The sequence below is a fragment of the Acinetobacter sp. MF4642 genome (assembly GCF_002018925.1).
Lineage (GTDB): Bacteria > Pseudomonadota > Gammaproteobacteria > Pseudomonadales > Moraxellaceae > Acinetobacter > Acinetobacter johnsonii.
In genome coordinates, this window is record NZ_MVON01000001.1 from 263,254 (window position 1) to 284,936 (window position 21,683).

The 21,683-nt window shown below is 40.8% G+C and carries 17 protein-coding genes and 1 pseudogene; 13 read left to right on the plus strand and 5 right to left on the minus strand.

Going from position 1 to position 21,683, the window contains the following annotated elements; all coding sequences use genetic code 11:
• Positions 1 to 98: 98 nt before the first annotated feature.
• Complete coding sequence (gene aceI, locus MF4642_RS01320) at positions 99 to 524, plus strand: chlorhexidine efflux PACE transporter AceI (protein WP_004696918.1); 426 nt, start codon at positions 99 to 101, stop codon at positions 522 to 524.
• A gap of 217 nt (positions 525 to 741) precedes the next feature.
• Positions 742 to 1,742: pseudogene (locus tag MF4642_RS01325) on the plus strand (OmpW/AlkL family protein).
• Positions 1,743 to 1,871: 129 nt separating this feature from the next.
• On the opposite strand, the gene MF4642_RS01330 reads toward MF4642_RS01325, so the two are convergent.
• On the minus strand, positions 1,872 to 3,389 hold the full coding sequence (locus MF4642_RS01330) for an acetyl-CoA C-acetyltransferase (protein WP_078425043.1): 1,518 nt from the start codon (positions 3,387 to 3,389) through the stop codon (positions 1,872 to 1,874).
• Between the two features lie 241 nt (positions 3,390 to 3,630).
• Here MF4642_RS01330 and MF4642_RS01335 point away from each other — a divergent pair, with 241 nt between their 5' ends.
• From MF4642_RS01335 to dnaX, 5 genes are all read left to right on the plus strand, one after another.
• The gene (locus MF4642_RS01335; RefSeq protein ID WP_078425044.1) at positions 3,631 to 5,022 is read left to right on the plus strand and encodes a 3-oxoacyl-ACP reductase; all 1,392 of its coding nucleotides are present in this window, start codon (positions 3,631 to 3,633) and stop codon (positions 5,020 to 5,022) included.
• Positions 5,023 to 5,171: 149 nt separating this feature from the next.
• Positions 5,172 to 6,026, plus strand: coding sequence for a MaoC family dehydratase (locus MF4642_RS01340; protein WP_078425045.1), 855 nt, complete (start codon positions 5,172 to 5,174; stop codon positions 6,024 to 6,026).
• Between the two features lie 74 nt (positions 6,027 to 6,100).
• Entirely contained in the window at positions 6,101 to 7,345 is a 1,245-nt protein-coding gene (locus tag MF4642_RS01345) for a serine hydrolase domain-containing protein (protein WP_227518496.1), read from the plus strand.
• A 71-nt stretch (positions 7,346 to 7,416) separates the two neighbouring features.
• The gene (locus MF4642_RS01350; protein ID WP_005401188.1) at positions 7,417 to 7,872 is read left to right on the plus strand and encodes a copper resistance protein NlpE N-terminal domain-containing protein; all 456 of its coding nucleotides are present in this window, start codon (positions 7,417 to 7,419) and stop codon (positions 7,870 to 7,872) included.
• A gap of 260 nt (positions 7,873 to 8,132) precedes the next feature.
• Positions 8,133 to 10,229, plus strand: a complete 2,097-nt coding sequence (dnaX, locus tag MF4642_RS01355) for a DNA polymerase III subunit gamma/tau (protein ID WP_078425047.1) — start codon at positions 8,133 to 8,135, stop codon at positions 10,227 to 10,229.
• Here the strand turns inward: dnaX and MF4642_RS01360 are convergent.
• Both MF4642_RS01360 and MF4642_RS01365 read right to left on the minus strand, forming a co-directional pair.
• Positions 10,222 to 10,665, minus strand: a complete 444-nt coding sequence (locus MF4642_RS01360; RefSeq protein WP_078425048.1) for an acyl-CoA thioesterase — start codon at positions 10,663 to 10,665, stop codon at positions 10,222 to 10,224. The two genes, dnaX and MF4642_RS01360, sit on opposite strands and share 8 nt — an antisense overlap.
• A gap of 51 nt (positions 10,666 to 10,716) precedes the next feature.
• Positions 10,717 to 11,877: an iron-containing alcohol dehydrogenase gene (locus MF4642_RS01365; RefSeq protein ID WP_078425049.1), complete on the minus strand. Its 1,161-nt coding sequence runs from the start codon at positions 11,875 to 11,877 to the stop codon at positions 10,717 to 10,719.
• Positions 11,878 to 11,991: 114 nt separating this feature from the next.
• Between MF4642_RS01365 and MF4642_RS01370 the strand changes: the two genes are divergently transcribed.
• From MF4642_RS01370 to MF4642_RS01385, 4 genes are read left to right on the plus strand one after another with little or no spacing between them, the layout of a single operon-like run.
• Complete coding sequence (locus tag MF4642_RS01370) at positions 11,992 to 12,501, plus strand: low molecular weight protein-tyrosine-phosphatase (protein WP_078425050.1); 510 nt, start codon at positions 11,992 to 11,994, stop codon at positions 12,499 to 12,501.
• 13 nt (positions 12,502 to 12,514) lie between these two features.
• Complete coding sequence (gene murB, locus MF4642_RS01375) at positions 12,515 to 13,552, plus strand: UDP-N-acetylmuramate dehydrogenase (protein WP_078425051.1); 1,038 nt, start codon at positions 12,515 to 12,517, stop codon at positions 13,550 to 13,552.
• A 4-nt stretch (positions 13,553 to 13,556) separates the two neighbouring features.
• The gene (locus tag MF4642_RS01380) at positions 13,557 to 14,669 is read left to right on the plus strand and encodes a YdcF family protein (protein ID WP_078425052.1); all 1,113 of its coding nucleotides are present in this window, start codon (positions 13,557 to 13,559) and stop codon (positions 14,667 to 14,669) included.
• The gene (locus tag MF4642_RS01385) at positions 14,669 to 15,700 is read left to right on the plus strand and encodes an alpha/beta hydrolase (protein ID WP_078425053.1); all 1,032 of its coding nucleotides are present in this window, start codon (positions 14,669 to 14,671) and stop codon (positions 15,698 to 15,700) included. Before MF4642_RS01380 ends, MF4642_RS01385 begins: the two co-directional genes overlap by 1 nt.
• Before the next feature lie 59 nt (positions 15,701 to 15,759).
• On the opposite strand, the gene MF4642_RS01390 is transcribed toward MF4642_RS01385, so the two are convergent.
• Positions 15,760 to 17,430, minus strand: coding sequence for an FMN-binding glutamate synthase family protein (locus tag MF4642_RS01390; RefSeq protein WP_078425054.1), 1,671 nt, complete (start codon positions 17,428 to 17,430; stop codon positions 15,760 to 15,762).
• A gap of 298 nt (positions 17,431 to 17,728) precedes the next feature.
• On the opposite strand from MF4642_RS01390, the gene MF4642_RS01395 reads away from it, so the two are divergent.
• Together MF4642_RS01395 and MF4642_RS01400 are read left to right on the plus strand one after the other, a co-directional pair.
• On the plus strand, positions 17,729 to 18,415 hold the full coding sequence (locus tag MF4642_RS01395) for a LuxR C-terminal-related transcriptional regulator (protein WP_078425055.1): 687 nt from the start codon (positions 17,729 to 17,731) through the stop codon (positions 18,413 to 18,415).
• Positions 18,412 to 20,310: a 7TM diverse intracellular signaling domain-containing protein gene (locus MF4642_RS01400; RefSeq protein WP_078425056.1), complete on the plus strand. Its 1,899-nt coding sequence runs from the start codon at positions 18,412 to 18,414 to the stop codon at positions 20,308 to 20,310. Before MF4642_RS01395 ends, MF4642_RS01400 begins: the two co-directional genes overlap by 4 nt.
• Before the next feature lie 26 nt (positions 20,311 to 20,336).
• Here MF4642_RS01400 and MF4642_RS01405 read toward each other — a convergent pair whose 3' ends face one another.
• Positions 20,337 to 21,503, minus strand: coding sequence for a cupin domain-containing protein (locus MF4642_RS01405; RefSeq protein WP_078425057.1), 1,167 nt, complete (start codon positions 21,501 to 21,503; stop codon positions 20,337 to 20,339).
• Positions 21,504 to 21,683 lie beyond the last annotated feature (180 nt).

Sequence of the window (21,683 nt, forward strand, 5' to 3'; positions counted from 1 at the left end):
ATTTTCTATCTTTCAGTTTTATTGAAAGAACCTAACTCGATTAATCAATATTATAAAAATAAAATAGCAAACATCCAATCATGAAAGAGTAATTAAAAATGTTGATTTCCAAAAGAAGGATTATTCATGCACTCAGCTATGAAATCATCCTATTGGTGATCATTGCTGTTGCCTTAAGTTTCATATTCCATATGCCTTTAGAAGTCACAGGTGTACTCGGTATTGCCATGGCTGTCACTTCGGTCATATGGAATATGGTGTTTAACCATTTTTTTGAAAAGTTTGAAGCGAAAAGAAAGCTAAAAAGAACCATCGGTGTGCGTGTTCTTCACGCGATTGGTTTTGAAGGTGGTTTGATGCTTGCAACCATCCCAATGGTGGCATATGCAATGCAAATGAGTATTTGGCAAGCTATCGTGCTCGACTTTAGTTTAACCATGTGTATTTTGGTTTATACCTTTATTTTCCAGTGGTGTTATGACTGCCTAGAAGAACAGTTAGGCTACAAACCAAAATATCATTAATAATTAATTAAAAAATCCATTAATTAGTCATAAAGGCCTTATCTGATAAAGTAAGGCCTTTATTGATATTAAATACTTTATATTTTAACAAAAGATGAAAATTGATCACAATTTGATCATACAAATAACTCCATTTATTACATAACTTCTAAATATAAAAACAAAGAAGTGTTTTTATAAAACTTAATAAAAAATATATCGTACAAGGAGTTAGACGATGAAAATAGGCGCTTTAGTTGTATCTATAGCTTTACTGAGTGTTACACAGTCAGGCTTTTCAGCTACAGGTGGAAGTTTTAAACGGTTTTCTGTTTCTGCGGGGTGGTTACATGCTATGCCTCAAGGAAAGACCAATCCATTTAATATTTCGACTCCAATTGCAAATGGTAGGAATGCAAATATTGGATCGGTCTCATTGAATGCTGTTGTTAATTCAATTGATCCTTCGGATGTAAATGCAGATGCTATGAAAAGTATTCTTAATATGCTTGGAGATATGTATAAAGAAAATCCGAACGAACCTGAATTGAGCCAGTTCTTTGAGTTAAAAAATGTGAATGGCACAGATGAGGTCTATTTAAAAGATGCTTTGTCAGGTAGTGCAGACTTATACGGTTTAGAGCAATGGACAGCTGGGGGGAGCGGCCTTGAAGTTCAAGATGCAGATACGCTCGGTTTAATGATGAATTATTATGTAAATGATAATGTTTCATTACAGCTGATTGGAGGAATATCGCCAAAAGTCGATATTAAAGGAAAAGGAGAAATATTAGCGCCTATGTCAGGTATAGGCCATACAGGTATAGGTCTTGATTTGCCTTTAGCACAAGATATTCCAATTACAAATTTAGGAAGTAAGTCTAAAGTTGCGACAGTCCGTGCTTGGACTCCTGCATTTGAAGCACAATATCAGTTTGGTCAGTCTGGGATAAATAAATTCCGCCCATATGTTGGCTTAGGCATCATGTATGCACATTTTGGTAGCATTATGTAAAAGTAAAATCTGAAGATGCCTTTGCTCCAATCGTAAGTCTTGGCGCAACATATGACATAACTTCTAATTGGTACGGCGTGGCGTCTGTTTCATATTCAAAATTAAATAATAAAACGACGATTGATGTTATAGATAGAAATACAGGAAATCGTTTAATTCATTCTTCTACTAAAATCGATATCGATCCTTTAATTACTTACCTTGGTGTAGGTTATCGTTTTTAATCTAATCAGCGAAGAAGCATTTAGGAATGCTTTTTCTAACCATAATGTTTCATTTCAGCTATAAAAAATAAAAAGACCCTTGGAAGTACAATTTCCAAGGGTCTTTTTTTCAAAAGTGAAAACAGTTAATTATTTTTCAATAATTGCCGTTACACCTTGGCCACCAGCAGCACAAATTGAAACAAGTACGCGACCTGAACCTTTTTGGTTGATCAGCTTCGCAGCAGTGGCAATGATACGGCCACCCGTTGCAGCAAATGGGTGACCTGCTGCAAGTGAAGAACCTTTTACGTTGAGTTTAGTGCGGTCAATTGAACCGAGTGGAGCATCTAAACCTAAACGGTCTTTACAGAATTTTGGATCTTCCCAAGCTTTCAACGTTGAAAGAACTTGCGATGCAAATGCTTCATGAATTTCGTAGTAGTCGAAGTCTTGAAGCTTAATGCCAGCACGTTCAAGCATACGTGGAACTGCATAAGCAGGTGCCATCAATAGGCCTTCTTTTTTCTCAACGAAATCAACAGCAGCCGTTTCTTGGAAGGTTAAGTAAGCAAGCACTTCGTGACCGTTTACTTTTGCCCATTCTTCTGATGCTAAAAGCACACAAGACGCGCCATCTGTAAGTGGGGTTGAGTTACCCGCAGTCATGGTACGCGCATCGCCTTTACCAAAAGCTGGTTTGAGCTTAGCAAGTTTTTCAACCGTAGAGTCAGCACGTAAGTTGTTGTCACGCTCTAAACCTAAGAATGGTGTGATGAGGTCATCGAAGAAACCTTCTTCGTAAGCCGCAGCCATTTTTTGGTGTGAAGATGCAGCAAGTTCGTCTTGTGCTTCACGTGCAATACCCCATTCAAGCGCAGTAATCGCTTGGTGATCACCCATAGAAAGACCTGTGCGTGGTTCACCATTTTTTGGCGCATCCATCAAGTCTTTTAGATTGATTTTAGTCAAAGCTTTTAAACGGTCTTTACCTGTTTTTGCAATGTTGAGTTCAAGCAATGCTTTACGTAAACCATCACCAAATGCAATTGGTGCATCAGAAGTTGTGTCTACACCACCAGCCACACCCACTTCAATTTGGCCTAGTGCGATTTTGTTGGCAACTAAGAAAGCTGCTTGTAAGCCAGTACCACATGCTTGCTGAATATCGTAAGCAGGTGTTTCTGGTGCAAGTGCAGTGTTTAGTACACATTCACGGGTCATGTTAAAGTCACGGCTGTGCTTAAGAACAGCACCAGCAACCACTTCACCAAGGCGTTGACCTTGAAGGTTAAAACGTTCAACAAGACCGTTTAGCGCTGCTGTGAACATATCTGTATTTGAAGCGGTGAAATATGCGCCATTTGAGCGAGCGAAAGGAATACGGTTACCACCGATAATAGCCACGCGGCGAACAGTGTTTTGACTCATGGTTTGATCCTGTTGAACAGCAGTTTGAGTTTTTGGTTTTGAAGCATTTGTAGAAGAAGCGGGGCTTTTACTACGAGTTGACGCAGCACGAGTGCGAGTCGGCTTAGTCGTGTTATTTACTGATTGGGTTGTTGTGCTAGTACTTTTAGTTCTACGAGATGTACTTTTTGATGTATTTGACACAGTTTCCGTAGCAGAATTTTCCACTGCTGGATTTTCTTGAGTTGTTTTGCTCATAAGGCTTTTCCAAGCATGTTAATCTATTCTTAGGGTGTACATTAGCATATTATAAAAAGGGCTGAATTGACTAGAATGACATTGCAACAGGCTTTCAGGTCAAGACATATCATCTATAACTCAAGTATGATTCTATAGAAACCGATGGAACTATTGAAATATAAGACTCTAGACATCACTTTGAAGTTAAAAGGATATCTTTGAATCCATCAACAATTAATTTGTATGAGAGATAAAAAACATGACTGATCAATACCAAACATTCGCAAAATCTCCGATTGGTAAATTTGTCATTAAAAATTTGGGTTTACCTGCACCAACTTTTTTAGACCGTTTTGAGTCAGCAACGCCTGTGATTAAAGGTGCTGTTTTACTGGGTGCAGCAGCAAATAGTTCATTATCTGGTGCAGTTGCGCAAGTGTTGGCAAATGTTCACGCCAATAGCTATGCAGGTAACAATGCACAGTTACAGCAAGCTGCGGCTCAAGTGGGCTTAAATTTAAGTGCATTTAATGCAGGCGACAAAGAGTCTAAATTCAAAGTTGTTATTTTTGATGCATCTGGCATTGAGTCATCAGAGCAACTCAATGAGTTATATAACTTCTTTAACCCTATCGCACGTCAAGTGGCTGCTTCTGGTCGTGTGATTGTAGTAGGTACTACACCTGAAACTGCGGGTAGCGTGAAAAAAGCGATTGCACAACGCGCGCTTGAAGGCTTCGTGAAGTCTGTCGGTAAAGAATTTAAAAAGGGGATTGCAGCACATTTGATTTATGTGGATGCAGGTGCAGAAGCAAATCTTGAGTCAACTTTACGTTTTGCAGCATCTCCACGTTCTGCTTATGTCTCTGGTCAAGTGATTCGCGTTTCTAAAGCTGCTGTTGTAGATGTAGACTGGGCTAAACCATTGGCAGGTAAAACTGCTGTAGTGACAGGTGCGAGCCGTGGTATTGGTGAAGCGATTGCACATGTCTTGGCACGTGATGGTGCGCATGTGATTTGTTTAGATGTGCCACAGCAACAAGCAGATCTTGACCGTGTTGCAGGTGAGATTGGTGGTTCAACACTGGCAATTGATATCACAGCAAACGATGCAGGTGAAAAAATTAAAGCTGCGGCAGCTGCTCAAGGTGGTTTAGACATCATCGTGCATAACGCAGGTATTACCCGCGACAAAACGTTGGCAAATATGAAGCCTGAGCTTTGGGACTTGGTGATTAACATTAACCTGTCTGCAATTGAACGTGTAAATGATTATTTACTTGCGAACGAGGGTTTAAATGCCAATGGTCGTATTGTTTGTGTATCATCGATTTCAGGTATTGCGGGTAACCTAGGTCAAACTAACTATGCTGTGTCGAAAGCAGGTGTAATTGGTGTAGTTAAATTTACTGCTCCAACTTTGACGAATGGCATTACCATCAATGCGGTTGCGCCAGGTTTCATTGAAACGCAAATGACCGCTGCAATTCCATTTGCAATCCGTGAAGCGGGTCGTCGTATGAACTCGATGAGCCAAGGTGGTTTACCTGTAGATGTTGCTGAAACCATTGCTTTATTTGCAGCGACAGCATCGACTGGTTTAAACGGCAACGTGGTACGCGTTTGTGGTCAAAGCTTGTTGGGTGCTTAATTTAAAAGCTTGAATTTATCTCTCCTTTAGAGGGGGATAAATTCTTTATATTATAAGTGGGATGGTATTTTTCCCTCATCCTAACCTTCTCCCTGAGGGAGAAGGAGCTTTCAAAAAATATTGAAATAAAAACTTCTCAAAGGTTCAGTATGAAGACTCGCCATTTTAGTCAACTTCCAAAACCATATATGGCTTATCCGAAAGTCATTCAAGGTTTGATCTTTAAAAAGCCAAAAGGTGAAAAAGTCTTACCGCAGGTTGAGTATGTGGTGGATTCTTTTAACGTCGATCAAAAGCATTTGAAAGCCTATAACCAAGTATGTGGCTTTAAAAATAATGGTTATATTCCTGCGATTTATTTGGCCGTATTATCACAAAGCTTACAAATGCACATGATGGGGCAAGAGCCGTTTCCATTTCCTGTGCTAGGTTTGGTACATATTCGCAATCAAGTCAAACAAATGCGTAAAGTTGGTGTCAATGAAACCCTCACTTTATCATGTAAATATGGCGCGCTTGAGCCACATGATAAAGGTGTTCAGTTCGACTTCATTACCACGGTGAAAGTTGGTAATGAAGTCGTGGTTGAAGCCTTAACCACGTATTTAGCACGTCAAAAGACCAGTGGTAAAACAGCACCAAAATTAGTTGAACCAACGACTCCAGATTATCAGCCGAATGCAGTCTGGGAAGTCTCTGAAAACACAGGTCGTCGTTATGCAATGACCTCGGGCGACTTCAACCTCATCCACATTCATGCGGTGACAGCAAAAGCCTTTGGTTTCAAACAAGCCATTGCGCACGGCATGTGGAGTAAGGCGCGAGCATTGGCTTCGATCACATTGCCTGATGCTTATGAAGCGGATGTTTGGTTTAAACTGCCGATGTATTTACCATCAACAGTCGATTTTATGACTGCTACAGATGGTGTAAATACCGCTTTCTTAATTCGAAATAGTAAGAATCAAAAACCGCATGTGACGGGACAGGTCAAAGCACTATAACTTTAAAAAGCCCAGTTTAGATTACACTGGGCTTTTTTATGTCAGCTTAAAAATACAAGGATGTGTAAATGAAAATTTTAAAACAATATTTACAAGCGAATCCGAACCATTACCAAGGCTATGTTGACCCACGTTTTCAAAGTGTTGCCCATTTGTTTAGCCGCTTGCAGGATGCTCGTTCAGCATATGGTGGTGCAGCCTGTGTTTTATATTTTCAGGGTGAAAAAGTTGTCGATATCTATACGGGTTTGGCAGCGGTAGATTCTCCTTGGCAGGCCAATACTATGTCGGTGTGTTATTCGACGGGCAAAGGCGTGCTCGCAACCTTGGCACATATTTTAGTCAGTCAGGGTTTACTGAGCTACGACCAACCGATTGCGGATTATTGGCCTGAATTTGCCCAAAATGGCAAAGGGAAGATGACGCTAAGACACGTGCTGAGTCATCAAAGTGGATTATTTGATATTCGTAATAACATTGCCGATGCGACAGAAATGTTGGACTGGACGCATATGTTAGACGTATTTGAAAGGGCGCAACCACGCTTTGCAATTGGTGAAGATGCTGCCTATCAACCTTTGTCATTTGGTTGGCTGGTCGGTGGTGCTTTAGAAAAAGCAACGGGGAAACCTTTAACTAAACTCTTCCAAACCTATTTAGTTGAGCCACTTGAGCTAGATGGGGCTTACTTTGGTGCACCCAGTGCTGAATTAAAACGTATCGCACGACCCATTGTCCGTCCTGTATCTATCCAACCAAATCAAAAAAGTCCAACGAAAGTGCGTAAAGTTTCATTGCTTGATAAAGCGATGCAGTGGTCAGGGCAAGATCCACAAGACTTTCAAGATGGCATGATTCCCAAAGGTATGAAAAAGGTCAGCTTTTATCAGGATGATGCGATTCAGGCGATCATTCCCGCAGCAAATGGTGTATTTACAGCCAATAGTTTAGCCAAAGTGTATGCGATGCTATCTCAAAAAGGAATTTGGAAAGGTCAGCAGTTGATTCGTCCTGATGTGTTTTCTGAGTTGAGTCGAGTGCAATATACCGATCGAGATCGGGTGATGCCGATACCTATGTATTGGCGCTTGGGTTATCACCGTATATTAACCTTAGGAAAAACTGCAGAGCAGGGTTTTGGTCATATGGGCTTTAATGGTTCAGGGGCTTGGGGCGATGGTGAGCGAGGCTTGAGTTTTGCTTATACACATAACTTTGCTACAGGTTCTTTGACTGGGGATTATCGACTTTGGGCTTTGAGCCAAGAAAGTTTACGCTGCGCAGATGCGGTTTTAAAAGGCAAAAAAGGCTGGTTTTGACGGGGCTGAGATTTAGTCATCGTCTAAAATATGTTATGTTCGTCGCGGTTTAGGTTTTGAATATTTGTGACATGAAGGCTCCCATTCTTATCCCGCTGGTTGCTACAGGACTATTGTTAGGTTGTTCCGAGACGAATCAAATGCAACATGATCAGTCTAAAGTACAAGTGGCAGAACAAAAGCAGATTATTCCTGCGTGGGTTGGGAGTTATCAGGGGACAACGCCGTGTATGGGGTGTTTGTCCCGTTGTGAAGACTGTCCAGGTATGGCAGTAGCACTAGAGCTGCATGAAAACATGACCTACACCCTAAAACGAGAAAGTTTGAGTGGCCATAATGAAATCGAAACTTTGACTGGATCACTTCGTTTTAATGCTCAAGATCAGCACAAGGTAGAGTTAGTGAACGTGACAACGCGAAACTTGCTATATGTCGATTTAGAAGATCGTGTTTTAGAAATACGTGAAGATGTGACTGGAAAAAAATATCAAATGCAGAGTGATTTTGTTTTGGTGAAACCAGCTTAATTTTCTAAATATCTGTATTTTAGAAATTCATTTTAATATTTACATCTTTTTACTTTTCCAAAGCTCTCACTTTATTTCAAATCTATAATCTAAATACATAAATAGCTTGAGATAGGGAGTGGGATAAAAATGGAGCTAATGGTTTTTGAATTATTGATCTAAATCAGCTTTATAGCTTAGAAATGCGAGAAGGGGGTGAAGTAATTCATTCACTCTTTGACAAAAAAACAGTATGCTTAGGCCTATAAAAAGGAGCATACATGTATCAAGTACTTGCACGGAAATATCGTCCTCGTAATTTTAATGAGCTAGTGGGTCAAAACCACGTCTCTCGAGCGCTAACCAGTGCTTTGGAGCGCGGACGTTTGCACCATGCTTATTTATTTACAGGAACGCGTGGGGTCGGAAAAACCACCATTGCCCGTATTTTGGCGAAGTGCTTGAACTGTGAAACAGGTGTGACTTCGACGCCGTGCGAAGTTTGCCCAACCTGTACCGCCGTGAATGAAGGCCGTTTTATTGACTTGATTGAAATCGATGCGGCATCACGTACTAAAGTTGAAGATACGCGAGAACTTTTAGACAATGTTCCTTATGCGCCAACACAAGGTCGTTTTAAGGTCTATTTAATCGATGAAGTACATATGCTGTCTACGCATTCTTTTAATGCTTTACTCAAAACATTGGAAGAACCACCTGAACATGTGAAATTCCTTTTTGCAACGACAGATCCGCAAAAGCTCCCAATTACTGTGATTTCGCGTTGTTTGCAATTTACACTACGCCCGTTGGCTGTAGATGAAATTACCGAGCATCTGGCTAATATTTTAAATAAAGAAAGCATCCAAGCCGAACAAGATGCGATTTGGCAAATTGCAGAATCTGCCCAAGGCTCATTACGTGATGCACTTTCTTTGACAGACCAAGCGATTGCTTACGGTCAGGGCGCTATCCAGCACCAAGATGTCAAAGAAATGTTGGGTTTAATCGACCGTACTATTATTTATGATTTGATACTTGCGATACATCAAAACCAAAAACAACGGGTGAGTGAGTTGCTGATGCAATTCCGCCAGCAAGCACTGGATGTATCTTTAGTTTTGGATCAGCTGATTTCGACTTTACATGAGTTGGCGCTATTACAATATTTGCCTGAACTTAGTCTCAAATATAGTGCTGAAATTAATAAAAAAATCATGCAATTGTCTCAGCAAATTGCTGCGCAAGACTTGCAACTTTATTACCAAATTGCATGTAAAGGGCGTGCTGAATTACAGCTAGCAGTCACCCAAGAGCAAGGCTTTGAAATGTCAGTGCTGCGCATGTTGGCGTTCCGTCCATTACAACCAAATGAAGTGTTGGTGGCTCATACCAATAGTGCTGTAGTTGAATCTGTACAACAAACGGCAATACCGAGTGCTGCTCCAGAAACGGCTTTGCAGCAAGATGCTCAAACTGTAGATGTTGATGCGGCATTTGAAGACGCTGCAATAACTCAGAATGCAGAACCTGAGTTTAAACCTGAACTTGATGATGTCGATCTTTCAGAAAGCGCCGAAGATAATAAACCACCAGTGGACTCATCTCAGCAATCTGATCAAATCGTATTCGACCCTTCAAGCGATGAAGTGTTGTTCGATTTAGATGAAGCAGACGAATTTAATGCTCGAAGCAATGACGATGAGCCAAATAGTGATGATTTCTTATTTGATGAAATTGTACCGCTAGACCTAGAAAGTCAAAATGATGCTTCCCTTGAAGATGTCGTAGCAATAGCTGAACCTGCTGTGCAAGCGGAGTCTTCTGATTTAGCAAATGAAGTGCTTTCAGCAGATAGCGTACAGGACACCCAAGTTGTAGAAAATGAAAGCCTGCAAACTGTTGCTGCTATTGTAGAGCCCGTTCAACTTGAACAGGTTTCAACTGCATCAGCCGATTTAATGCCACAAGATATTTTACAACTTCAAACGCAGCAGTTAGTCGGTGAGTGGACTGTGGAGAAGTGGGAGTACTGGTTCAGAAGCAGTGGCTTATCACCAGCGGTACAAGAGTTGGCTCAGCAAGGTTTAATGGCTGGGCAAATTAATGCCGAGTCTGTGTTTATGATTCCGCAGCGTTATGAGCAACTCCTCACCCAGTTACGTCATGTCTTGGAAGATGCGCTCAAAGCTGAATGGCCTCAGACGCGTTTTGATGTGAAATATGCAGAAGTTGAAACAATTACCCCGTACACCATGCAGGCGCAGCGCAAGCAAAGAGCATTTCAACGTGCGCATGAATTACTGCAAAACGAAGATACGGTCAAAGGCCTTGTACAAACTTTTGATGGTGAATTGCAGAATATCCAACTTAAGTAATGCCATGGCTTAAGTAGTGGCGCAAAGCACTCCGCATTTCAGATGGAATCGGGGTGCTTTTGCGTGTTTCACGGTCTACAAAGACATGAACAAAATGTCCTTGAGCTGAAGCCGTTTCTTGACCAAATTTGAAAATGGCAAGTTCGTAAGTGAGTGAAGAGTTTCCTATTTTGGAAATAGTCACACCAACATCAATAATCTCAGGATAAGACAACTCATGTAAGAAACTGCATGCGGAGTCGACCACTAAACCAATAATAGGGGATTGGTGAATATCAAAATTTGCTTTTTCAATCAGTAAGGCATTTGCGGCAGTATCAAAATAACTATAGTAGGTGACGTTGTTGACATGGCCATAGAGGTCATTGTCTGACCAACGTGTTTGAATCGGTAGAAAATAATGAAATTGGTCACGTGTCTTTGCAGCTTGTCTCATCGATATCATCCTTAAAATCGTCTTATAAATAGCCTAAGCTAATTATATGGCTTAGCTGTAAATGGCTTGATAAATTTCCCGTGCCTGTTGCCACTCTAGTTCTCTTGGGTTGTTTTGTAGTAGGCGTGTTTGTAACATGGCATCGGTTGCAAGCTGATCTAGACTGTGTTCAGAAACATTCAATGCCTTGAGTTTTAAGGTTAAACCACTGCGGTCTAAATGGTTTTGCATATGATCAACGAAAAGATCAGAAAGACCATCGGTACAGCCTGTACTTTTTGGATCGAGCCAGCAGATCAGTTCCGCATAATGTTGCTTGGCTTGGGGGAGGTTAAACTTTAAAACCTCTGTCAGCACTAAGGCATTGCTATGTCCATGAGAAATGTGAAAATGCCCACCCAATGGATAAGCAAGCGCATGAACAGCACCTACAGGGGCATTGGCAAATGCTTGTCCTGCCAACATCGAACCGACCAACATATTTTGTCGAGCTTCTAAATTTTGACCATCTTCTAGCACCAAACTGAGGTTCTGATTCAGCAGTTTTAAAGCCTGTTTCGCCAACATGTCAGCATAGGGATTTTTCTTGATTTTAGAGGTATAAGCTTCAATCGCATGTACCATCGCGTCAATGCCTGTAGCAGCACTAATATGACGCGGCAGGTTTTCAGTAAATGTCGCATCCAAAATCGCTACATCGGCAAAAAGAACGGGTGCTACGATGCCAGTCTTTGTCGTTTCACCTGTGGTGACAATCGAAATCGGTGTGACTTCAGAGCCTGTCCCTGCAGTGGTAGGGACTAAAATTAAGGGTAGACGAGGTGCTTGGGCATTATTCATCCCATAAAGATCTGATAACTTTTGCTGCTGTGCGGGATGGCTGAGGATGGCAATAATTTTTGCAACATCCATAGAGCTGCCGCCACCAAAGCCTAAAACGATATCTACCTTTTGCTGTTTGGCATAATCAACCGCATTTAAAACAATTTGTTCACTCGGATCCGCTTCAACCTCACTGTAAATACTATAAGTGAGCAAGAGATCTTCTAAAATTTCTAAGATGGGAAGATGAAGCTGATGCTTTAACATGCCTGCATCTGTAACCAATAACAGATGCTGATAAGGACGTGCTGTTAAAATGCCTCTGAGCTGTTGAATGCTGCCTAAGCCAGAAATAATATTCGGCACAGTTTGAAATTGAAATTGGTTCATATCAGCATCCTTTTTTATATCTTATCCAACAATATTGTTTTGTACTTCTATAGGATTCATCCTCTAAATAACTTAACATAAGACACTTGAAAATAAAGCTGTTTCGAGGTGGTTATGTCATTCACAGCGCCCTATAAGGTGTTATGTGTCTGTTTAGGAAATATTTGTCGTTCTCCCACGGCAGAAGTGGTTCTCAGACATTTTTGTGATGCACATCAGCTCAATATCGAAATCGATTCGGCGGGAACCAGTAACTACCATCCCAACAAAGCACCTGACTTACGTAGTCAAGAACATGCTTTAAAACGGGGCTATGATTTATCCAGCTTACGCGCACGACAGTTACAGACCCATGATTTTGTTCATTTCGATTTAATTTTGGCGATGGATCATCGTAATTTTGATGATATTCAAGCGTTGTATCAAACAGCGCAAACTGAATTTGGTGCTCAACCTCTCCGCGCTAAAGTTGCACTGATGTCTGAACACGACGCGAAGTATCCGCAGCAAGCATTACCTGATCCTTACTATGGTGGTTTTGATGGTTTTGAACGTGTTCTTGACCAATGTGAGTCGAGCAGCCAAGCGTGGGTCAGTATTTTTAAACAACAATTTGAACAGTAATTAAGGTTCGTGCATGCAAATCGAAACACAAAAACAGCTTAAACCTTTTAATACGTTAAGCTTAAATGCGATAGCCTCTCATTATGTTCAAATTCACAGTCCAGACGAGCTTGTAGATGCATTGGATTATGCACAGCAACACGCTTTGAATGTCATGATTCTATCTGGTGGAAGTAATATGCTGCTTCCCGCACAAATTAATGCTTTGGTTGTGCATATGAACATTCTAGGCGTAGAAAACCTGTCTGAAGATGCAACGACCAAAACTATACGGGCTGGTGCGGGTCAAGTTTGGCATGACTTTGTGCTTTGGACGACAGAACACCATCTATTTGGCTTACAAAATTTGGCATTGATTCCAGGCCTCGTGGGTGCATCTCCTGTACAAAATATTGGCGCTTATGGTGTAGAGGTCGGTGAGTTCATCGAAAGCGTGCAAGTCTATGACCGACAGTTGAAAACATTTAGCGATATTCAAGCTAAAGACTGTGCATTTAGTTATCGTCATAGTATTTTTAAAGATGATCCAACTCGCTATGTGATTACGCATGTGACCTTCAAGTTGTTGAAAAAAGAAGATTTGAAAATTAGCTATGGTGACTTAAAACAAGCCGTAGGTGATGAGCTAACAGCTTTTAATTTACAACAACAAGTGATTCAGATTCGTCAAAGTAAATTGCCTGATCCGAAAGAATTTCCTAACGTAGGCAGTTTTTTTAAGAATCCAATTATTAGTCAGCAAGCTTATGACCTTTTAGCCCAACAATTTGAAAAATTGCCACATTATCCGCAGTTGAATGGTGATGTTAAAATTGCAGCAGGTTGGCTGATAGATCAATCGGGCTGGAAAGGTAAGCAGCTTGGTGTGGTCGGGATGTTTGCCAAACAAGCCTTGGTTTTAGTGAATTATGCCAATGCAGATTTGAACGATGTACAGAGCACATACCGTGCAGTACAGCAGGATGTGTATAATAAATTTAAAGTTTTGTTGGAACCTGAGCCTGTGCTATTTAATTCGGCGGGTCTCATCCAATCTCATCAGGATCGTTAAAAGTATGAGTAAAACCCATAAAATGGTGCGTTTAATGCAAGTCACTTCCGTGCTGTTTGCATTTTTCGGCTGTTTAATGATTTTTATTTATACGCCTTTTTATTCTAAGCTGATTGTGGCGACATTGAATACCTTTGTCCCTGTAGATGTCAATGAAGTTGCAGCACAAAGTCAAAAAATGGCGGCACTCAGTGAGCAAGAAAGCTTAGAACCGGGCTCTGATTTGTGGATTGCCCGTCAAGCGTACTTACAGTTGATGGAAGAGCAAATCAAAGAACATAATTCGCAAAACCTAACCACTATTCAGGCACGTTATAAAGCACTACAACAGTTAATTATTTCTGAACAGCGTGAAGAGCAAGAAAAAGAGCAAAAGCCTCAAATTCCTTTGGTGATTGAGACAGCAAGTTCTGAGGTTGACCCGACTGAAAATGTCAAAGAACTGCTAGAGCTGAATAGCAAAGAAAATAAAGCCTTGATGGAAAATTATCTCGACTTTTTAAAAACGCATAAAGTAGAGACTATAGAGGAAGAGCCGATAGATGAACAAATCTATCAGGACATCGCACAAATACATGCACAAAATGAAGAGAGAAAAGCGGCATTAAACATGCCGAATGCCATAGTCGTTTTGGGTGGTGGATTAACTTTAGATAAAAACCGTAAAGATATTGTGGTGAATGAATATACGCGACTACGTCTTGAAACCACATTGCAGGTCGAAAAACAGTTCAAGCTGCCCATTGTGCTTAGCGGTGTCGAAGCCCCGTATATGCAAAAATGGTTAAAGGCACGTGGAGTCGATGCGAAACTATTGGAAGATCGTAGTATGAATACCTGCGAAAACTCGCGCTTTAGCTCTTTGCTGTTGCAGAAAAAAGGTGGTGCGCCTAGAGTGATTTTAATTACAGATCAATATCATATGCCACGTACACGCCGTTTATTTGCTTTAAATGGTATCGAAACACAGCCGATAGAGGCACCTATGCCGACCCAATTAACCCAATGGCGTCCAAGTGAACAAAATTATGATCATAGTCGCCGTGCCAATTATGAAATGCTCGCAACGATACGCGATGTACTGTTGGGTTCGAGTGACTGTAGGGAGATTCCATAATGCCTGAACTTCCTTTTTTAAATCCTTCTGTACTCAAACAGCTTGAACTTCCTGTGCCGAGTCGTGAGACGACACCACAGCTATTAATGCCTTTGAATCTAAACCAGCCGTATGAGGCATCGGTAGAGATGGTGTCTTATCGTCGTTTATACGGTTTAGACGCATTGGACTGTGATCACTGGCAAGGTTATGTTCAAATGCCTTTGTTTAAGCTGCATGTCCAAGTTTTTGCACCTAAAATTGAAAAAATTAAAGGTTCAGTCTGCCTGTTGCATGGTTATTTAGAGCATAGCGGAATTTATCAACCCATTATTAAAGAGTTGCTTGACCAAGGCTTTAGTGTACTGACCTATGATCTTCCGGGGCATGGACTCAGTGATGGATCACCTGCGAATATTCAAAATTTTGATCATTATCAAGATGTGTTACATGCTGTGGTGCGCTATGTCAAACATGCAGAACAGCTACCGCAACCGTGGCTAGGCATAGGGCAGAGCACGGGTGGTGCAATTTTGATGCATCATTTGCTTGAGTTTGCCGAACGCCGTGAAAACCCTTATGTGCAACGTGTTTTGTTGTTGTCGCCACTCATTCGACCTGCAAAATCCGCTTGGTGGCATAACTCGGTTGGATTAGGCATTATTCGACGGATTAAACGTCAAGTGCCGCGTCATTTTAGGCGGAATAACCATAACCCTGAGTTCTTACGCTTTGTTCGTTTAAAAGATCCGCTACAACCTCGTATGATGGGTATGGATTGGATTTTGGCTATGTCCAAATGGATGTTGGAAATGGAGCAGCGCCCAGCCTGCCGCATTCCTGTCTGGTTAGCCCAAGGTGCGCTGGATCAGACGGTAGACTGGCGTTATAACATTGAGTTTATTCGTGAAAAATTCCGCTTACAAACTTTATTGATGTTGGAGGAAGGTTCGCATCAATTGATCAATGAACGTTCGGATATTCGTGCGGCATTAACAGGTCTAATTCCAGCCTTTTTACATGCGCAGGGTTCATCGAGTGGTTATTACTAACATTCTGTGATTTCTGTTATCGAAAATAAAAAAGGAGGCTGATAGAGCCTCCTTTTTATTTAGAAATGTTCTAATTTGGACATATTCCACATACGGAAATAGAAGTTCTCTTCATCTTTATTTTCACAAGACAGCAGTTCACCATCTTTTAACCAAAAATGCAGCTGCGCATAGTTTCGAATTTCTCGGTCATTAATGCGCTGTGCTAAATGGCGTGCTTTAATTTCTGCTGGATGTTTTAAGCCCGCTGAAGCAATCATTTCTGAAAGTGCCTTTAATGTGTTGTCATGAAAATGCAAAACGCGTTCGGCTTTTGTGGGCACATGTATTGCTTTTTGACGCTCTTTGTCTTGTGTCGCAACACCAACAGGGCATTGGTTGGTATGACAACTTTGCGCTTGAATGCAGCCCACCGCGAACATAAACCCTCGTGCAGAATTGACCCAATCTGCACCAATTGCCATGGTACTGGCAATATCAAAGGCACTAACCAATTTGCCACTGGCACCAATTTTGATCTGGTCACGTAAACCAGCACCGACCAGTGTATTGTGTACAAAAAGTAAGCCTTCACGTAGTGGTACGCCCATATTGTCTATCAGTTCGATAGGTGCTGCACCAGTCCCGCCTTCGGAGCCATCTACCACAATAAAATCGGGAATAATTTGAGTATGTAGCATGGCTTTGACAATACTCATAAACTGCCAAGGCTGACCAATACACAGCTTAAATCCGACTGGTTTGCCTTCAGATAACTCACGCAGTTTTTGAATAAAATGCATCATCTGAATTGGCGTTTTGAAGGCAGAGTGACTTGAGGGGGAAACACAGTCATGATCGCGACTGACGCCCCGTATTTCAGCAATCTCTTCAGAAATTTTATCTTTCGGTAGAATCCCGCCATGACCGGGTTTTGCTCCCTGCGAGAGCTTGATTTCGATCATTTTGACTTGAGGTCGTTTGGCTTGAACGGCAAATTTTTCAGGGTCAAATTGACCATCTAGAGTACGGCAGCCAAAATAACCACTGCCTAACTCCCAAACAATATCGCCTCCATATTCAAGATGGTACGGACTTAAACTGCCTTCGCCAGTATCATGGTAAAAACCACCCATTTGCGCTCCTTTGTTTAAAGCGCGAATGGCATTGGCACTCAGGCTGCCAAAACTCATGGCTGAAATATTGAAAATAGAAGCACTATAAGGTTGTGAGCATTGCGAATTGCCCACTAAAATACGGAATGTTTTAGGGTCGGCAGGCGTGCATGGGCTCAGTGAATGAGTCATGAAGCGGTAGTTGTCTGCATAGACATCGATAATGGAGCCGAATGGTTTATCTGCATTTTGGTTTTTTGCACGTTGATAGACCAAACTGCGTTGCATACGAGAAAAAGGCAGTGCGTCTTGATCGGCCTCAATAAAATATTGGCGAATTTCAGGGCGGAAATCTTCAAAAATAAAACGAAAGTGCCCCATAATCGGGTAATTCTTTAAGATTGAATGTTTATTTTGTAAAACATCATGCAAGCCAACAAGACTCAGTAAACCTGTGATCAGCCAAATACTGTTCAGTAAAGTGTCTGAAATAAAATAATTAATATAGATAGGGGTGCGGCTATAATGAAAAAAAGAAATGCTCAAAAAAAGAAAAATACACAGTAGCCAAATGGAGTGCCGTGAAAAGAAAGTATTCAGTAATTTATGACGTATGGATTGAGCAGGGCTAGACATATGGCTGGGCATCCTTCCAGATTGTTTAGACCTAATGTGCCAAGTCTCTGTTTCATCTACAAGTAATAAATTGTTGTTACGCCCGTTATTATTTGCTGTGGGAATTCAATATTAAAATTATGGATAAATTTCATACAGATTGATATCTTTCAGAATTTAAAGTATATAAAATGAATATGAATAAGCGCTTATTGTTCAAAAGAAAAAATTATAAATTACTTACTTCTAGGGATAGGTTAGGCCAAGCTAGCATCGGTATAGTGTGGTTCAAGAATGATAAGAAAAAGGGGAAGCTTCAGTGAAAAATAAGGAAACTGTTTTGCCTGCACCTGTTTTAATCGTGGAAGATGAAGCCATGATTCGCTCGCGCCTAGATCTGATCCTGTCGGAGCTGGGCTATAGTCAAGATATGCTGATTTTTGCTAAAAATTTAGCTGAAGGCATGCAAATCATTGCATCACAACCGATTTCTTTAGCTTTAGTTGATTTAGGGTTGCCCGATGGAAATGGTATTACCTTAATTGAAAAACTCAGAGACATAGATGAAAGCGCATTAATTCTAGTGATTTCGGCATGGAGTACACAGCAAAGCTTATTTGCCTCGATTAAGGCTGGAGCGAATGGTTATGTACTAAAAGAACGTGATGATGCTGAAGTACTGATGTCGATACGGAGTATTTTGCGCGGTGGTGCACCGATTGACCCATTTATTGCTCGTGAAATATTAAATCAAATCTCAACCTCAAATACCCCCCAAACTGAGCGTGTAGAGCAGTTAGATGGTCATGACTATGACCAACTGACCAATCGAGAAACTGAAATTCTCAACTTGGTGGCACAAGGCCTGAGTAACCGCGAAATTGCTGAGCAATTATTTGTTTCGCGCTATACCGTTGAAAGCCATATTAAGCATATTTACCGCAAGCTTTCTGTTTCAAAAAGAACCAAAGCAGTCAGCACTGCGCGTTCTTTAGGTATTTTATGAGAAATGGCTGGCTGAGCATTTTTGTCACACTGTGTTTGTGTGTGCTTAGCTTTGCTAGTTCCGCACAAACGAACTTTGCTGTTAGTCCAACCTGTAAAGTGAATGTCGATAAAATTTCTGCGGTGAAAACAAGTTCTATCGATGTTGTTCCGAAAACAGGATGGGTAGAGGTCAAAAATCCTGACGTGTGGACAGAACGCTGGCCACATTACGATGGCGGCGTTTGGTACCACTTTAATTGGCATTGGAGTTGTAACGACAGTAATGAACTGAAGCAGCCTTTAGCATTTTCTGTGGAAGGCATGAGTAGCGCAGGCGCTGTTTTTTTTAATCGAAATTTACTTTGGAAAGATAAGCATTTAGTTGAGCCTCTATCCAAAAGTTGGAATACCCCGCGTTTTTGGATCCTTCCTGTCGAAAGCTTAAAACAAAAAAACAATGACATTTGGGTGTATGTGGTTGGTAATAGTTATGAAAGTCCGGGTTTAGGCAAACTAGAATTTTCTGATATCACAACAGCATATGATAAACAACAAAAAAGAATTTGGAACAAGAGAGCACTGTTTCAAGTCAATTTAGTCATTTCCACCACCTTAGGTTTGGTGTGCTTTGTCATTTGGTTTTTTAGACGCAATGAAACGACATTTCTGTGGTTTTCTGTTAGCTGTTTGTTTTGGGTCTTGTTTATTTGGAATGTCATCAACCGAGAAGTGTTTCCATATCCAAACTCCTTGTGGGTCATGAAAACTAACCTGACTTTTTTTGTTTTATACAATGTTTGCTTTTGCATTTACTTGCTGCGTTTTGTGAAGACAAAATTTGCTGAGTTAGAGAAAACCTTATTTTTAGTGGCTGCAGTGTGTATTGTCACCATCTTGTTTATCCCGAGCTTGATGGTCAATATCGTATTTGCTGTGATTTTCCTGTTATGTATTGCATTATTTATCGCATCATTCTGCTTTGTGATTTATCGCGCTTATAAAACCAAGCGCCGTGATTTTATTTTGTTGGCGGTTTGTTTAAGTGTGATTCTTATCGTCATGCTTTACGATATTTCACTACTTTTTGATGGACATATTAATGACCATCAGCCTTTGTCGCCGTATACCTCACCGGTGATCACTTTTTTTATTGTGATTATTCTCGCAACACGATTAGATAAAAATATTAAAAAAATACAAAGATTTAATAGTGAACTTGAGCAACGAGTGAGCTTTGTGACCAGTAATCTGTCCTCTAGTTTATATGCTCGACATCAATTAGAGCTTGAAAATGTCCGCCTACAAGAGCGTATTCATTTAGCGCATGATTTGCACGATGGTTTGGGTGCATCTTTGGTTCGTTCCATGATTTTAGTGGATCAGAGCTCCAGCACCATGTCGAATCAACAATTTTTATCCATCCTCAAATTGCTTCGAGATGATTTAAGACAAATTATTGATAGTGGTTCTTTAACCAATAACAAAACGCCAGATAATCCTGTGTTATGGATTGCTCCTGTTCGGCATCGGTTTAGTCAGATCATGGATGAGTTGGATATTGAGGCGACTTGGAGCATTCCAGAGGCATGGGAAATACAACCGACAGCACTACAATGTTTGACTTTAATTCGTGTTCTTGAAGAAAGTTTGACTAATATTATGAAGCACAGTCAAGCACGGCATATTGATGTAAAAATGTATTATCCAAGTACAACTCACTTGGTCATGATTATTCAGGATGATGGCGTAGGTTTTAATGTGGAGTGTGTGCTTAACCACGGGATGGGCATTGGTATGCGCAGTATGAAAATGCGTTTAGAAAAAATTGGTGCTGAGCTCAATATCGAATCTGAAAAAGGCTGTACCAAAATTATTGCCAGTTTAAGGTTTGGTGAGGGAGAAAGTGCTGAGTAGATTAGACTACCCAGCACTTGGTTTGCTTAAGCTTCGTCAGGTGGGAGTAGCATTAAGACGGATTCGTTCATCAGCATCGCAATGTCTTCTAGAATATCGGCATCATATAAGCTTTCATCAAGTAACAGTGCTTCACCATCTGCTAAATTCTTGAGTAATGGTGCAAATTGCTCCGAAATGCATAGCCCTTCACCGTTTGCCCAAAATAAGAATTCATCTTCATCGTGAGTATAAAGTAGGCGAGAAGCGGGTTCTAAGATCAGCTGATAGCCTTGGTCTAAAATACCTTCTAAATCTCCTGTGCCAATTTCTTCAGCTTCAGGAATATTTTCAGGGTATTTCGGCTCTGATATCAAGGTCATAATAGCATCTTCAAGCAAAGTTGAATTTTGTAGCTGAGCCAAAATTTCTGCTTTTAAATAATCCAATTCGTTTTGTGTTAATTGACCGATCGGGCTTTGTTGATCACGGACAATATCGAGCAAAGGATTACGCAGCAGAGCGTTATCAGATAGTTTATCGCCTACACGGTCTACCATGTCGGTGACGTTTGGCATACGGAAGCCAAAAGAGAAGGTCAGACAGTCATCTTCAGCTACACCAAAATGTGATAAACTTGGTGGTACATAAAGTAGATCACCTGGTGCTAATACTTCGTCAAAATGTACGTCAATTTCAGGTAGTAATTTTAAAGGTTGGCCTGCAACAATCTCAGATTCAGCATCGCACATTTGACCCAATTGCCAACGACGGTGTCCATAACCTTGAACTAAAAAGACATCGTAAAAGTCAAAATGCTTTCCGACAGAGCCACCTTTAGGCGCATAAGACACCATGATGTCATCACGGCGCCACTGCGGAATAAAAGGAAATTTTTTCCACAGTGCTGCTAAGTCAAAAGAGTAGTGATCTACGGCTTGAACCAATAAAGTCCAGAGTTTTGGCATCTTTTGGAAATCAGCTTTTAACAGCGGTGAAGACTTGACCGACCACTGATTTGGGTCACGGTCTTTTTGTTTGATGAGACGAGCTGTGACATTTTCATCTAAAGCCAGTTCCATGATATCGCTAGGTTCTAAAATATTGATAATTTCAGGCAGCGCGTTGCGGACCAATAATGGCTTTTTTTGCCAATATTCGGCAAGGAACTGTTCAGCTGTAATACCGCCAAGAACATCAAGAGATTGGGACATGGAAATAGCCTAAGCAAATTTAAAACAATATTGTGACTATTGTCTTATGATCGAAGGCCTATGTGCAAGTATCGTTAGATTTATTTAAATGCGCTTGGTTGATTTAAATAAATTAAGTTTGTCTGAGTCGTTATGATTGCAGGCATCAAAATTTTTACAGCATAATAGGTCTAAAATATA

Bases quoted from the DNA above. Each gene is read 5' to 3' on its own strand.
- MF4642_RS01405 (WP_078425057.1), bottom strand. From the start codon at position 21,503: ATGTCCCAATCTCTTGATGTTCTTGGCGGTATTACAGCTGAACAGTTC.
- MF4642_RS01335 (WP_078425044.1), top strand. From the start codon at position 3,631: ATGACTGATCAATACCAAACATTCGCAAAATCTCCGATTGGTAAATTT.
- MF4642_RS01400 (WP_078425056.1), top strand. From the start codon at position 18,412: ATGAGAAATGGCTGGCTGAGCATTTTTGTCACACTGTGTTTGTGTGTG.
- MF4642_RS01330 (WP_078425043.1), bottom strand. From the start codon at position 3,389: ATGAGCAAAACAACTCAAGAAAATCCAGCAGTGGAAAATTCTGCTACG.
- MF4642_RS01390 (WP_078425054.1), bottom strand. From the start codon at position 17,430: ATGTCTAGCCCTGCTCAATCCATACGTCATAAATTACTGAATACTTTC.
- MF4642_RS01385 (WP_078425053.1), top strand. From the start codon at position 14,669: ATGCCTGAACTTCCTTTTTTAAATCCTTCTGTACTCAAACAGCTTGAA.
- MF4642_RS01365 (WP_078425049.1), bottom strand. From the start codon at position 11,877: ATGAACCAATTTCAATTTCAAACTGTGCCGAATATTATTTCTGGCTTA.
- dnaX (WP_078425047.1), top strand. From the start codon at position 8,133: ATGTATCAAGTACTTGCACGGAAATATCGTCCTCGTAATTTTAATGAG.
- MF4642_RS01370 (WP_078425050.1), top strand. From the start codon at position 11,992: ATGTCATTCACAGCGCCCTATAAGGTGTTATGTGTCTGTTTAGGAAAT.
- MF4642_RS01360 (WP_078425048.1), bottom strand. From the start codon at position 10,665: ATGAGACAAGCTGCAAAGACACGTGACCAATTTCATTATTTTCTACCG.
- MF4642_RS01350 (WP_005401188.1), top strand. From the start codon at position 7,417: ATGAAGGCTCCCATTCTTATCCCGCTGGTTGCTACAGGACTATTGTTA.
- aceI (WP_004696918.1), top strand. From the start codon at position 99: ATGTTGATTTCCAAAAGAAGGATTATTCATGCACTCAGCTATGAAATC.
- murB (WP_078425051.1), top strand. From the start codon at position 12,515: ATGCAAATCGAAACACAAAAACAGCTTAAACCTTTTAATACGTTAAGC.
- MF4642_RS01380 (WP_078425052.1), top strand. From the start codon at position 13,557: ATGAGTAAAACCCATAAAATGGTGCGTTTAATGCAAGTCACTTCCGTG.
- MF4642_RS01340 (WP_078425045.1), top strand. From the start codon at position 5,172: ATGAAGACTCGCCATTTTAGTCAACTTCCAAAACCATATATGGCTTAT.